This window comes from Clostridium ihumii AP5, from assembly GCF_000612845.1.
Lineage (GTDB): Bacteria > Bacillota > Clostridia > Clostridiales > Clostridiaceae > Clostridium_J > Clostridium_J ihumii.
Genome location: NZ_CCAT010000089.1, coordinates 1 through 13,867, shown reverse-complemented (window position 1 = coordinate 13,867; position 13,867 = coordinate 1). Strand labels below are relative to the sequence as shown.

The following is a 13,867-nucleotide window of genomic DNA, read 5'->3' as shown; positions in this document are numbered from 1 at the left end:
TCACCTACTCATCTAATTCTCTAAAACTTTTAATTCATTTAAAACTTTTACACCATCATTTAAACATTTCTCAGCTTCTATTTCTCTACCATTGTCAATATAGAATTTACCTAATATTAAAGATATTTCTGCATATTCCTTTAAAAAGTTTAACTTTTTAACATAATTTAAAGTTTGAATTAATGTGCTTTCCGCACTTTCTAATCTACCTTCCAATAATTCAATTCTATACTTTAATAAGTAATAATCACATAGTGATTTTTCTTCGCCTCTTTCTATATGAATTAATATTTCATCTAGAGTTTCCTTAGCTTTTTCTTCATTTTTTAATTTTATGTAATTATCACAAATATTACATAAAGTTTCTATTATCTTAGAGTCTTTAGTTCTTTCCCTAATTTCTTTTGCTTTATATAAATGTTCAAAAGATTGTTCTAAGCTATTAAAGTCAGAGAAAATTTTTCCTAAACTATTTTCTATTTTAGAAAAGTACCTATTATCATTTAACTCTGTAAATATTTTTAAGCTAACTTCTGAGTATCTTATAGCTTCATCCATATTTCCTTTATCACATAATGATTGTGCTCTCTCTAACATCTTCTTTCCATAAAGCTTTCTATTATCTAAGTTTTTAAATATTCTTTCTGCTCTTAAAGAATAATCTAACGACTTGTCCATTTCTCCTATTTTAAAATATGTCAAAGCTATATAGTAATAAATTTCACCAATCAAAAATTCATTGCTTATATTTCCATCTTCATATACTTTTTCAGCTTGTTGAAAATAACTATAAGCTGAATGATATGCTTTCATTCTTAATGTTATTTTTCCAAGTAATATAAATGTACTTATTATATTGTCTGTATAATTTCTTTTTATAAATATATTGTTGGCTGTTAATAATTCTTCCTGAGCCTTCTCATATTCATTTTTTTTAGTATGTATTAATCCATTTAAATATAAATTTTTTGCTTTTCTAATTTCTAAATTATATTTTTCTGCATACCATAATGAAGTGTTTATATGAGTTATTGCACCATCTAAATCATCAATTAAAATCTTAGCTTCTGCAATATTTTCATGATATTCACAAATTTTTTGAGCCTGAGTTTCTTCAGTCTCCATTAAATATTCTACAGTCACACTAAGATTATCAGCTAAATATTCTAACAAATCCATACTTGGATTAGATTTTCCTGATTCAACTAAACTTATTTGTCCTGCAGTTATTCTATCCCCTGCTAAATTCTTTAAAGTAAGATTTAACTCTTTCCTTCTCAATTTTATCTTTTCACCTAAAGATAGTATCTTCATAAATCACGCACCCTTTTCAAGTAATTTATCATTTTCGTAATACTTATTTATCATTTTTAGAATTTTATAAATTTTCATATTTAATTATAACATATCTATAAATAAAAACTCAAAAAAAACTAGAATTTTTAACAAAATTTGTACATTACATCTTTATTTTACACTATTTTATAGTATTATTAAATATTTTTAATTATATTTTTATTATATTTTAAAAAATATTAGTTTGTCCTATTTAGAATTAAAATAAGCACTTGAACTCCTATTGTATATTCAAATACTAGCTTAAATATTTCATTTTAATCTTTTACTTTTAGAATATTTTTAAAATTAACTTTTTTAAAATATAATGTATTAAACTAAAAGTCAGATAAATAAATTCTAATGATTAGAATTTTTATCTGACTTTTTCTTAGTACAAAACTTTATAAAGTCTAATCTAATATGGTCATGACGTTTCCATATAAATTATCAGCCATACTTTTACCAACTTTCATATATCTTCTTATTTTTTTCTTATTATTTCTACTTAATCTAGGTTGTATAAGTTCCACAGCTGTTATAGTAACAGTACTTGCAATAAGCATTTTTGTCATAACTCTCATTATGTATTTCTTCCTTTCTTAAAATTGTACAACATTTTATAAATTCATACAAAATTTTTATTATAATTTACTTTATATTAGTATTTTGTACAATTTTAATAAAATAATTCCTATTACTACAATTCTACTTACAATACATTTTATATTCGTTATATCCACCTTTTAAATTTTTAACATTAAACCCCATATCTTTTAGCAACAAAGTTGCCCCTGTACTGCTTTTCCCACTATTACAATATACAACTATCTTTTTTGATTTTTCCAATTCATCTGCCTCTACCGATAACTGCATAAGTGGTATATTTATAGCATTTTCTATGTGACCACTCTTAAAATCCATAGAACTTCTTACATCAATTATTGTTAAATCACCGATATTATTTAGTAATTCTTCAATTGTTATATAATCCATGAAAATCTCTCCTCTTATTTATAGTTATAATTTTCCACTTCTAAATCTATAAAATTTCACATTTAATTTAATAATTATTCACTATAAATATAATATTTACTTTATCATAGATTTTATTATATTTATAAGCTCAGCTTTCTTTAATCTTTGTAAATACTTTTCTAGTCCATCTACACCTTTTTGATTATATATTGAATTAATATAGCTTAAATCTATATATTCTTCATTTTCTTCTACTTCATCTTTTATATTTTCTGTTTCTATATTATTTTGTAAATTTATTACATTAGGATAATTTGTGCCTTTTATTATTGTTCTTATTTCACCTTCCACTTCAACATTTGCAACAGTTATTTTGTTGTTTTTCAAATATTTATCTACTGCATCAGTTAAAGGAACTCCTATACATTTTTTTGCTAGACTATCTGTTATTTCATTAAATATATCTCCTGTATGACTATCTACTTTTACAAATATTATTTCAACCTCTTTATTTGTCATAGTTCTATTCATAAATTCATAATAGTTTTTAGATGATTCATCTTTTCGCTGCCATGTTCCAACTGCATGGTGATATATACCTTCATAGTCATGAAATATAACTACACTTTTTTCATTTATTGATTTTGCATATTCAACCGCTCTAATCGATGCCATTAATTCTCCTGCAATTTGTCTTAATTGTTTTTGAGAATTATCTTCTGATGAATTACTTTCAACATAAACAACTATATTGTTTTTAACTGCCACTAATCCATAAGAAAATTTTTCTGTATATAAATTGTAACTCCCATCCACGTATATATGTAAATTATCTGAAGGATAAGTATCTATATCCTTTTTTAATAATTTTTTATCGTCACTTAAATATTTTTCTGCATCTAATAAAACTTCAAAACTTTTATATGCAGCTCCTTTTACACCACTTACAAGTCTTGAACATTCAGCCCATGTGTTTACTATAACATTTTTAACTTCTTCATTTTTTGCTTTGTCAAACCCATATTTAATGGCATATACTTTTTTTACTTTTGACATAATGTTCTCCCTTTTGTTTAGAAATTTTTCATATTATAAAATCATAGTTATTACTATTGATGTATTATCTAATAAATCTATTTCATAGTAATTAGATAATCTTTGTTTTGATTCAGCATCATATAGTATCCTTATAATAGGTCTATCTGGAAATCCTTGATTTTGTTTTATAACATATCCTTCAATTCCATTAGACAATCTAACACAGCTTCCTACTGGAAATATAGAAAAAGTCTCTTTAAATGCTGTTACCACTCTTTCATCAAAACTTCTTCCTGCTTCTGAAAGTATAAGTTCATATGCATCTGTCGGATTAAATTTTTTTCTATAGCTCCTATCACTTGTTAGTGCATCAAAAACATCACATACCGATGTTATTTTAGCATTAATACTTATTTCCTTATCTTTCATACCATATGGATATCCAGTACCATCTAATTTCTCATGATGCTCTAAAATTGTTCTTAATGCTGATTTAGGTATACCATGCTTTCCTTTTAAAACCTCTACTCCATATATTGTGTGCCTTTTTATTTCATTATACTCATCCTCTGTTAATGGTCCTTTTTTATCTATTATTGATATTGGAATTTTTAATTTACCTATATCATGAAGTGTTCCCCCTATAACAAGTTCATTTAACATATCTTTATTAAATCCTAATGCTAAACCTATAAATGCAGTATTAGCGCCTGTATCTACACTATGTAACATAGTATAATTATCATGAGTTTTTATTTCATATAAACTCTTATTTATATCTCTCATATTCATTATATAATCAATCATCTCACTTACACTATTTACACAATCTTTTATATGACTTTGTGTAATTGCACCTATGTTTCTAATTACTTTACTAAGACAATACATGGTATCTTGTTTTAAGCTTTGTAATTCATTATCTTCTACAACTATATCATTAAGTCTATCATCTTTTAAATAAATATAAAGCACACCTAAATCTTTTAACTTTTGTATATAACTACTGGTAATTTTAACTCCTTTTTTTAAAAGCGGTCTACCATTTTTATCAAATATAGTTCTCCCTATTATTTCATTTTCTTTAACATTATTTATTAATTCAAATCTCATAATAAACCCCTAATCATATAAATTATAATTCCACTCACCTATCTATGCCAAATAAGTAATCTATTCTATAAAATTCATTATAGAATAGATTACTTATCTAATTTTATTGTTTTCTTAACTTTTTCTTTTCATTTAGCATAATTATATATGCAACAATAGCACCTGTTATAGCTCCAACAAAATGTGCTGTTACATCTATATTAGGAACAAACACACCTATAAGAATATTTACAAAAACTATCTCTAAAAGCCCTCTTAAAAGGTTTTTCCCAAAAATATTTCTATTCATAATTACTATAACTAGTAATGCTCCTAAAATCCCAAAAATGGCTCCTGATGCACCTACTGATATAACTATACCTGAATTACCTTTTGTAAATATATAACTACCATATGATGATGCTATTAATGATATTAAATATAGTATTAAAAATTTACCTTTACCAAGTATTTTCTCAACAATATCTCCTATTGCATTTAAAGCTACCATATTCAAAGTTAAATGCAATATAGAGCTATGCAAAAATCCTGCTGTTATTAACCTATAATATTGTCCTTGTTCAACTAGAACATTTACCATACCACCAAGCAAAACAAGTACAACATTATCTATTTTTAATATTCCACCTTTTAAATAGAAAAAAGATGTGCATGCTTCAACAAGATATAACACTATGTTTATAAAAATTAGCACATATGTTATACTAGGCATTTTTCTTATTTTTTTTATCTTCTCATTATTCATATTGATATTATCACTCCTAAAATTAAACAACAGTATCAATAACTAAGTTTAATTCTTTCAAAAGATCTATTTCGTAAAATTTAATAGGCATTTTCGTCTCATGATCATATAATACCCTTATTACAGGTCTATCTGGGAAATTATCATTTTGTCTAATTACATACCCCTCTACATTATTAGATAACTTTACACAACTACCTAGTGGATATACTGAAAATACTTTTTTGAAAGCTCGTACAGCCCTTTCATCAAAAGCTCTTCCACTATCTGCCAATACAAGTTCATATGCCTCTTTTGGAGAAAATCTTTTTCTATAACTTCTATCACTACTTACAGCATCATAAACATCACAAACAGCAACAATTTTAGCTTTAGGATTAATTTCATTATCAACTAATCCATAAGGATATCCTCTTCCATTTATTTTTTCATGATGTTGTTCTATTATTTTTATGGCTGTTTCTGGAATAGCATAATTGTTAGCTAATATATCTTTTCCATAAATAGGATGTCTTTTTATTTCATTGAATTCTTCATCATTAAGGGCTCCTCTTTTATTTATTATTGATATAGGAACCTTAGTTTTACCTATATCATGTAAAATCCCACCTACAACTAAATCATTCAATTCATTTCTCTTAAAGCCCATATTTATCCCCATAAAAGCTGCCATAACTCCTGTATCAACACTATGAACCATTGTATAATTGTCATATGTTTTTATATCGAATAAACTAGCATTTATATCTCCAGCTTCTAATATATAATCAATCATTTGCGTAACTGTCTGAAGATATTCTTTTGTTGTATTTTTATTTACTACACCAACACTTTTAATAACTTTATTTAATGAATTCATGGTATATTGTTTTAAACTATTTAGCTTAGTGTCTTCTACACTTACATCCTCTAATCTATCATCTTCTATGTATATATAGTAAACCCCTAATTTTTCTAAGTTTTTAATATATCTATTGGTCAATCTAACTCCCGATTTTAACAAAACTCTCCCATCGTTATCAAATACTGTCTTACCTAAAGTTTCATTTTCTCTAACTTTTCGAATATATTCCAAACGCATTTTTCTTCTACCCTAAAAACCTTCCTAAAATTTATTCTACATATTCATCCTTTTTTCCTTCTATATTTTGTAAAACAAATTTAATTTCCTCTTCAATTAAGTTACAAATTGAATTTAACTTCTCTTTAAATTCCTCATGCTCTTCAATATAATCAAAATTAAGTATCCATGTAGGATTAAATTCATTATCATCGATATCAATTTCTAAATCGTTTTCTATAAATCTATCTTCATTAAACAAATCATATATAGCTGTATATTCCCATTCTTCTACATCTTTCTTTGTATCAAAATATAAATTTACCTTCTCACCATCATAAAATAATTTAGTTACATATTCAGCCCCTTCACCAACTTCATAACTACCCATCTCTTTTATTAAATAATTCGTTTCTTTTTCTCTTTCCATAAGTACTAGTGACGCAAAGTCCATTTAGACCTACCTTCTTTCATCTTTAATTGTATATTTTCAAATACTTAAATTATTATCTAAAACTTTTAAACTCATACTAATAGAATATAAAATATTTAAATAAATATATACTTATTATATATTAACTTATTTAGTATTATTAAAAATTTTATATTCTACATAATAGTTGTATTTTATATACTTTGTTTAATTTTTGTTAAATTATTAGTTATCATAATTATACCATTATTTTTTTAAATATATTAATACTTTCGTCTTTTTAGATATAAAGTTTAACACTATAACTATTAAACTTTATATTACTTTTAATAATATGTATTTTTACATAAAAAAGAAAAGAATTTTTAAATTCTTTTCTTTTTTATGTTGAAAATTCTAGCTATTTAAATACTATAAAACTTTCTATTATATATTCACTTCTCTTACTTTAATTCTTTTAAAACTTCTATTAAGAATGAATACATTCTGTCTGTTGATGATATACTTATATGTTCATCTGGTGTATGAACATCAAATATATTTGGTCCAAATGATATTTGATCTATATCACCATTAAATTTATCACTTATTAATCCACATTCTAATCCAGCATGTATAGCTGTAATTTCTGCTTCTTTATTAAATACTTCTTTATAAACTTTAACAAATATATCTCTTATTTGAGAGTCTTTTCTATACTGCCATTCTGGATAATCAGATTCAAAATCAATAGATCCGCCTAAAACTTCTGTTAAAATTATCATTTGATCACATATAGCTTTCTTTAATGATTTAACCGAACTTCTTACAGCACTATCAAATTTAACTGATTTCTCATCTGTTATCATAACACCTATATTTGTTGAACTTTGAACTAATCCTTTAATTGACATACTCATTGTTTGAATTCCATTTTGAATTAATTTTAGTCCTCTCAACACTCTTAATTTAGAATTTTCATCAAAAGCTTTCTCTACTTTTTCTGAAGTTTTTTCAGATGTTAATGTTACCTCATCATCAATGCCTTGTAATTCATTTTTAAATATATTATTCCACTCTTGTACTTTTGATTCTACTTTTGCTACATTTTCTTTAGATACAGCAATTATTGCATCTGCTTCTCTTGGTATTGCATTCATTTTTGCCCCACCATTTATAGATGCTAATTTAAAATCTAAAACAGAGTTTAAGTCTACTAAAAATCTTCCAATTAATTTGTTAGCGTTTCCTCTTTCTTTGTTAATTTCCATTCCTGAGTGTCCACCCTTTAATCCTCTTATAGACACTTTCATAATTTCCATAGAAGAACATACATCTTCATATTCAACTGGTAAAGTCATTTCAGCTCTTACTCCACCAGCACAACTAACTAGGAATTTTCCTTCTTCTTCTGAATCTATATTTATTAAAGTTCTTCCATTTAAGTGTTCTGGGTGCATATTCATAGCTCCACCCATTCCTGTTTCTTCTTCAGTAGTTACAAATAATTCTATTGCTGGATGTGCTATTTCATTTGAATCTAGTATTGCAAGACCAAATGCAACTGCTATTCCATTATCGGCTCCTAAAGTAGTTCCATTAGCTCTTAAAAAATCTCCTTCTACAATACATTCTACTGGATCTTTTTCAAAATCATGCACTGTTGATTGATTTTTTTCACATACCATATCCATATGACCTTGAATAATTACAGGCTTAGAATTCTCATATCCTTTTGTTCCTGGTTTTTTTATAATTACATTTAAAGCTTCATCTTGAATAACTTCTAAATTTCTATCTTTAGCAAATTTAACTAGCCAATCACTTATAGCTTTTTCATTTCCTGAACCTCTTGGTATTTTATTCATTTCTTCAAAAAACTTAAATACTTCGTAAGATTTTAGATTTTTTAACTCGTTAATCATTTCGTTCATCCTTCCTTATAAAAAAATCATTTTAAGCCTAAATAAAATTAATATGATTCCCCTTTATAAATTGCACAAATACTAACTTATTTATAAATATATATTTCAAAATATAATAATTATGAGAAATCAATATTAATATTGCAAATTAATTTATTATATAATTATTATTTTGGTCACCTTTTTATTAAAGAGTAACAAATTTCTATAAACATAGTTATTGTTAATTTTGTGAATTTTTTAATTAAATTTAACTATTAACAGCTATGTAGTTGTATTTTTTATATCTACAACACTATTATTATCATTTATTGTTGTATACTTGTCAATAATTACATAAAATTATAGTTAAAATATTTGGTTTTTTTATCTTTTGCCATAAATTCACAATATTTTTGTAATATAAAAAAGTTAACCTCCATATTATAATATAAGTAAGTTAACTTTTTTATATTCATATTTATTTTAAAGTTTATTAAAAATTATTTCTAATTTAATGCACATCTATCACACGGATCACTTTTTCCTTTTTGTATTGCATCTTCTAATGTTCCAACAAGTATATTTTTACTATTTTTTAATGCAGAACATTCTTTAGTTAAATGATACGATTTTCCTTTTTGTGTAAAATAAACCTTATTTTCTTTATTTTCTTTTTCTTTATTTACATTTTCATTTAAACTACCATTTAAACTTGTTGTATCTTTATTAAAACTTATATTACTTCCATCGCTAGTCAATATTATAGTTCCTTGCTCATCAGTTCTATAAAATGGTATATTAAACTTATTAAGCTTTTCTAGTGTTTCTTTATGTGGATGACCATAATCATTATTTTTTCCACAAGTTATGATGGCATATTTAGGATTAACTTTCTTTAAAAATTCTTCTGATGTAGATGTTCTAGATCCATGATGACCTAACTTTAATACATCTGCTTTTAAATTTACTTTACTATTTATTATATCCTTTTCTGATATTGCTTCTGCATCTCCAGTGAAAATAAAGCTATTATTAATATAATCTAGTCTAATTACTATGGAAGCATCATTTGTATCTTCATATTCTTTTTGCGGTGCTAAAACTGTCACCTTAGCTTTTCCAACATTAAAACTATACCCTACATCCGGTGCAATAGGTTTTAATCCTTTTTCATTTAACGCTTTTACTACATCTTTAAAAGTTTTTGTTGTTGAGGTTTTTTTAGGCATTAAAACATTCCCTATATCAAACTTATTAATTATATAATCAAGTCCTCCTATATGGTCTTCATGTGGATGTGTTCCTATTACATAATCTATTTTATTTACCCCATTATCCTTAAGAAATTTTTCTACCAATTTATCATCATCATTATTTCCAGCATCTATAAGCATATTTTGATTGTCACATTGAATTAAAATACTATCAGCTTGTCCTACATCTATAAAACTTATTTTTAAATTTCCCTCATTAGTAGTTATAATATCTTTACTATCACTTTGTACTACTTCTTCACTTGTATTAGCACATCCTACAAGAACAAAAGTTAACATTCCTATCAATAGAAAACATATTATATTTTTAAAACTTTTCTTCATCCGCTATTCACTCCTTTTAGCTTATCATTTGTTCATTAAATAAAATTTCTAATGAATATTATAGCATAGATTTATTTTTATTAATGGTCAAAAAAATAAATCCATGATAAATTATCATGAATTTATTTTCTATAGAGAAATATTTTACTATTCTCTATAAGTAATTCTCTTTTTAGAGTGGATGATGTTGAAACAAATTTTTTTAAAATAAGGGGGACTTATTTTAAAATTTAATTTGAACTCATATTTCATATTTTTTATATTAGGTATTGAGTTTATATTTATATATTAATTCATTTATATGTCAAATATATGTCGTACTATTGACACTTTCATGACAATACTATTTTTTATGACAAAAGAGATAGCATATAGCTATCTCTTTTTAGGAGTGTCATGTTAAAATTTACTTTTAAGAAAAGATGTTATTTTTTCTTTTCTTAAAATATACTTTATTTTATGTTGATATATGTGAAATACATATTTTATTATTTCCAAAATTATTTTTTTTATACATATTACATAAAAAATGGTGGCAATTTTCTACCACCTTTAAATTTATCTATGTGTAATTATATTTCAATTTTTATCATAAGTTCAAGTGACTATTTTTTAAATTTTATTTATGCATTAGATATATCTTCCATTATTTTTTTAAATAGTATTATATTTTCGTAACCTTGTGCTTGTAATACGGCTCTTCTCACTATTTCTGGAACATTAATACCATAATTTTTTATTTGTTTCCAATTTCCCATCTCATAATTTAAAAAATAATCCTTATTAAAGTTAGTTGCTAGAGTTTTCAAATCAACATCAGCCATTTTATATTACCTCTCATTTTATATTATTAATAAAATACTATTTTATTCAAATAAAATTAAGTCCATAAAACTAATTAATAAATAGTTTATAAAACTTATGAAATACATACTTTATCCATAATTATTATTATCATTATGATATTTTATATACCATGGATTATTTCATTATTTGTAAAAAAACAAATGATATTTTTATACACTTGTTAATTTTAAAACATATTAAATAATACATTCTAAATTAGCTTGTATTTTTGTATTTCAATATACTGATTTAGTTTTCAAAGATATTCTGTAAACATTTTCTAGCTAACTTCTTATATTTTTTCTTTAAAAGTTGTTTATAATTTTAACAAGATTAAACCTTTACATTGTCAAAGTTACACTCCATACTTTTAAATCTCACACAATAAATTATATCACAACTTACATTTTTTTCAATAATATAAGCTCATATATTTTTCATAAAATATTTTTACATTTCATCTTTTATAATATATTATGTATGAACATATAAATTTGTTATTAAAAGTACGCTTTTCTTTATTGACAAATATTATTAAAATGTTATATTAAATCTTTAGATGCTAAAAACTTGTATATTCTAAAAAATTTAATTAAGAAGGTGATTTAATTATGTTAGGCGACAAAATAAAACGTTTAAGAGAAAATAGAAGATTATCTCAACAAGATTTATCAAATAAATTAAATGTGCCAAAATCATTTATCACTATGGTTGAACAAAATAGACGTAGTGTTAATAAGCAAACCCTTGCAAAACTTGCTGATTTTTTTGAGGTAAAAGTTGATGATTTAATTTCAGATGATGATTATATTATTCATCCCGAATCATTAGAAAATAATTTTTTTAAAAATAATTCAAACACATGTAGTATAGACATAGAACTTGAAACCCTAAAAATGCTTAGTATATTAGAAAATTCAACTAACATTGAATTATGTGGAGTACAAATTGATGATTTAGATAAAGTTCATTTAAAAGCTCTTTATGAAAATTTTTTATCTGAAATATATAAATATAGTAAAGATAAATACAATAGATAATAAATTTTAAATATAATAATAAAATATATGTGCTATATAAAATGTATACTATGAAATATGTTTTTTAAATTTTATTACATAGTATACATTACTTTACATTATATTCAAATTATAAAATAACCAATACCTTATATAGGGTTACAAGTTTGAATTTTAAATAACATCTTTATCAAATGATATTATTAAGCTTACAGTTTATTTCTATTTTTTACATTTGAAACCAAGTAAGAGTTAAGAGTGAAAATTGGAAATACAATTTTTACATTCACTTTCAATTTTCAATTAAATTAATTAGAATTCTCAACTGAAACATAAATAACTTAAAGTTTAGATTTGTATTCCAGAGTTCTATCTAGTATTTTAGTTTATTTAATTATTAATTGATAATCATGATTTTGAACTTAATAACTATACTCTTCTGCTGCATTACTATCAATAGTTTTACTATGTTTATCTAATTTATTACCATAAAATTTTGTTATATACATACTTCTTATTTTCTGTTTCAAATATTAGAATCTATATTTTTATTTCAAATCCAAATTCATGCAATACAATATCATCGTCAATTATTTTATCGTATATACCCTCAACTTGCTTAAACCCATTTTTTATATAAAGATTTATTGCAGGTTTATTTATATCTACAACAAAAAGTCTTAAATATTTAGCGCCTTTATCTTTTGCTAAGGTAATTGCATTTCTAATCATTATACTGCCAATTCCTCTTCTTGAATAATTCACATTAACTCCAAGTCTATCAATATATAGTGCTTCAACATGTTTGTTTTCCCAATTTACACACTTTTCTCCTTCAGTTGAATTACATAAAGCAAAAGCTGAAATTATCTCATTATCTTCTTCTAAAATATAAAGACTATTATTTTTAATATCATCAAGAAAAAAATCACATGGATAAATTTCATCCCAAATATTAATATTATTCATATTCATATTATAGATTATTTTTTCATATACCACTTTAAGTTGTTGTAAATCATCAATATTAGCCATTCTTAAATTCATATTAACACCTCTATAAATTTTTATTAAATTGCATTTTTCATAAAATAAATATAATATCTAATTAAGATTATCGATTATCACTAATCAAAAATATAACATATTTTGTAAATGTAAAATTACTTATTCTTAAATATTAACTTTTAACTAAAAAAAAGCCAGAAATATAAAATATTTTCTAGCTTTTAATATGGTACACCTAACAGGATTTGAACCTGCGACCATTGGATTCGAAGTCCACCACTCTATCCAGCTGAGCTATAGGTGCATATTAAAAAATTACTAAAAAAAGCATTTGCTTTGTTTAGTAATTTCTTTTGTTTGGAGCGGGTGAAGGGAATCGAACCCTCGTAACTAGCTTGGAAGGCTAGCACTCTACCATTGAGTTACACCCGCATATTATTAAATTTAGTGGTCGGGGTGACAGGGATTGAACCTGCGACCTCATGGTCCCAAACCACGCGCGCTCCCATCTGCGCCACACCCCGATATTAATTTTGTTTAAATTTGGTGTGCTATCAGGGGCTCGAACCCTGGACCCCTTGATTAAGAGTCAAGTGCTCTACCAGCTGAGCTAATAGCACACGTTCAATTTAAACTTGTTGGTTATTTATCATTGGTTAATGATATGGTGCGTCATCAGAGGTTCGAACCCTGGACCCCTTGATTAAGAGTCAAGTGCTCTGCCAACTGAGCTAATGACGCCTGACTTAAAGTCATCTTTCGTTTTCCTCTTTAAGTTTTTCCTTTTGTATATGGTGCGTTTTAAGGG

General features: G+C 24.9%; 13 protein-coding genes and 5 tRNA genes. 1 reads left to right on the top strand and 17 read right to left on the bottom strand.

All coding sequences use genetic code 11. The annotated features are described in order from the left end of the window. Positions 1-12: 12 nt before the first annotated feature. The 11 genes from BN346_RS19650 to BN346_RS19605 form a co-directional block, all read right to left on the bottom strand. Entirely contained in the window at positions 13-1,314 is a 1,302-nt protein-coding gene (locus BN346_RS19650; protein ID WP_040330813.1) for a helix-turn-helix domain-containing protein, read from the bottom strand. 434 nt (positions 1,315-1,748) lie between these two features. Next, positions 1,749-1,919, bottom strand: a complete 171-nt coding sequence (locus tag BN346_RS21830; RefSeq protein ID WP_158644520.1) for a hypothetical protein — start codon at positions 1,917-1,919, stop codon at positions 1,749-1,751. A 124-nt stretch (positions 1,920-2,043) separates the two neighbouring features. Continuing rightward, entirely contained in the window at positions 2,044-2,331 is a 288-nt protein-coding gene (locus tag BN346_RS19645) for a rhodanese-like domain-containing protein (RefSeq protein WP_051540546.1), read from the bottom strand. Positions 2,332-2,427: 96 nt separating this feature from the next. Further along, positions 2,428-3,369, bottom strand: a complete 942-nt coding sequence (locus tag BN346_RS19640) for a ribonuclease H1 domain-containing protein (protein ID WP_040330812.1) — start codon at positions 3,367-3,369, stop codon at positions 2,428-2,430. 33 nt (positions 3,370-3,402) lie between these two features. Next, positions 3,403-4,464 (bottom strand): HD-GYP domain-containing protein, encoded by a 1,062-nt coding sequence (locus BN346_RS19635; RefSeq protein ID WP_040330810.1) that lies wholly within the window; start codon positions 4,462-4,464, stop codon positions 3,403-3,405. Between the two features lie 103 nt (positions 4,465-4,567). Continuing rightward, positions 4,568-5,209 carry a rhomboid family intramembrane serine protease gene (locus tag BN346_RS19630; protein WP_040330809.1) on the bottom strand — a complete coding sequence of 214 codons (642 nt, stop codon included), beginning with the start codon at positions 5,207-5,209 and terminating at the stop codon, positions 4,568-4,570. A 22-nt stretch (positions 5,210-5,231) separates the two neighbouring features. Beyond that, the gene (locus BN346_RS19625) at positions 5,232-6,290 is read right to left on the bottom strand and encodes an HD-GYP domain-containing protein (protein ID WP_040330808.1); all 1,059 of its coding nucleotides are present in this window, start codon (positions 6,288-6,290) and stop codon (positions 5,232-5,234) included. 31 nt (positions 6,291-6,321) lie between these two features. Then, on the bottom strand, positions 6,322-6,723 hold the full coding sequence (locus BN346_RS19620) for a DUF6762 family protein (RefSeq protein WP_040330807.1): 402 nt from the start codon (positions 6,721-6,723) through the stop codon (positions 6,322-6,324). 422 nt (positions 6,724-7,145) lie between these two features. Then, positions 7,146-8,603, bottom strand: a complete 1,458-nt coding sequence (locus BN346_RS19615) for an aminoacyl-histidine dipeptidase (protein ID WP_278245527.1) — start codon at positions 8,601-8,603, stop codon at positions 7,146-7,148. A gap of 491 nt (positions 8,604-9,094) precedes the next feature. After that, a complete protein-coding gene (locus BN346_RS19610) occupies positions 9,095-10,186 on the bottom strand; it encodes a ComEC/Rec2 family competence protein (protein ID WP_040330805.1) in 1,092 nt (363 codons plus the stop codon). 623 nt (positions 10,187-10,809) lie between these two features. Continuing rightward, positions 10,810-11,010, bottom strand: coding sequence for a hypothetical protein (locus BN346_RS19605; protein WP_040330803.1), 201 nt, complete (start codon positions 11,008-11,010; stop codon positions 10,810-10,812). A 633-nt stretch (positions 11,011-11,643) separates the two neighbouring features. Between BN346_RS19605 and BN346_RS20785 the strand changes: the two genes are divergently transcribed. After that, a complete protein-coding gene (locus tag BN346_RS20785; RefSeq protein WP_051540545.1) occupies positions 11,644-12,072 on the top strand; it encodes a helix-turn-helix domain-containing protein in 429 nt (142 codons plus the stop codon). Positions 12,073-12,591: 519 nt separating this feature from the next. Here BN346_RS20785 and BN346_RS19595 read toward each other — a convergent pair. From BN346_RS19595 to BN346_RS19570, 6 genes are all read right to left on the bottom strand, one after another. Beyond that, a complete protein-coding gene (locus tag BN346_RS19595; RefSeq protein ID WP_040330802.1) occupies positions 12,592-13,098 on the bottom strand; it encodes a GNAT family N-acetyltransferase in 507 nt (168 codons plus the stop codon). A gap of 188 nt (positions 13,099-13,286) precedes the next feature. Beyond that, a tRNA-Arg gene (locus BN346_RS19590) sits at positions 13,287-13,363 on the bottom strand. Between the two features lie 54 nt (positions 13,364-13,417). Continuing rightward, positions 13,418-13,491: transfer RNA gene (locus BN346_RS19585), tRNA-Gly, on the bottom strand. A 16-nt stretch (positions 13,492-13,507) separates the two neighbouring features. Further along, positions 13,508-13,583, bottom strand: a tRNA-Pro gene (locus BN346_RS19580). A gap of 20 nt (positions 13,584-13,603) precedes the next feature. Continuing rightward, positions 13,604-13,679, bottom strand: a tRNA-Lys gene (locus BN346_RS19575). Between the two features lie 45 nt (positions 13,680-13,724). Beyond that, positions 13,725-13,800 (bottom strand) — tRNA-Lys (locus tag BN346_RS19570). Positions 13,801-13,867: the final 67 nt, after the last annotated feature.

What these genes read in the sequence shown, in the direction of transcription:
- BN346_RS19650 (WP_040330813.1), bottom strand. Translation starts at nt 1,314, where the DNA reads ATGAAGATACTATCTTTAGGTGAAAAGATAAAATTGAGAAGGAAAGAG.
- BN346_RS21830 (WP_158644520.1), bottom strand. Translation starts at nt 1,919, where the DNA reads ATGAGAGTTATGACAAAAATGCTTATTGCAAGTACTGTTACTATAACA.
- BN346_RS19645 (WP_051540546.1), bottom strand. Translation starts at nt 2,331, where the DNA reads ATGGATTATATAACAATTGAAGAATTACTAAATAATATCGGTGATTTA.
- BN346_RS19640 (WP_040330812.1), bottom strand. Translation starts at nt 3,369, where the DNA reads ATGTCAAAAGTAAAAAAAGTATATGCCATTAAATATGGGTTTGACAAA.
- BN346_RS19635 (WP_040330810.1), bottom strand. Translation starts at nt 4,464, where the DNA reads ATGAGATTTGAATTAATAAATAATGTTAAAGAAAATGAAATAATAGGG.
- BN346_RS19630 (WP_040330809.1), bottom strand. Translation starts at nt 5,209, where the DNA reads ATGAATAATGAGAAGATAAAAAAAATAAGAAAAATGCCTAGTATAACA.
- BN346_RS19625 (WP_040330808.1), bottom strand. Translation starts at nt 6,290, where the DNA reads ATGCGTTTGGAATATATTCGAAAAGTTAGAGAAAATGAAACTTTAGGT.
- BN346_RS19620 (WP_040330807.1), bottom strand. Translation starts at nt 6,723, where the DNA reads ATGGACTTTGCGTCACTAGTACTTATGGAAAGAGAAAAAGAAACGAAT.
- BN346_RS19610 (WP_040330805.1), bottom strand. Translation starts at nt 10,186, where the DNA reads ATGAAGAAAAGTTTTAAAAATATAATATGTTTTCTATTGATAGGAATG.
- BN346_RS19605 (WP_040330803.1), bottom strand. Translation starts at nt 11,010, where the DNA reads ATGGCTGATGTTGATTTGAAAACTCTAGCAACTAACTTTAATAAGGAT.
- BN346_RS20785 (WP_051540545.1), top strand. Translation starts at nt 11,644, where the DNA reads ATGTTAGGCGACAAAATAAAACGTTTAAGAGAAAATAGAAGATTATCT.
- BN346_RS19595 (WP_040330802.1), bottom strand. Translation starts at nt 13,098, where the DNA reads ATGAATTTAAGAATGGCTAATATTGATGATTTACAACAACTTAAAGTG.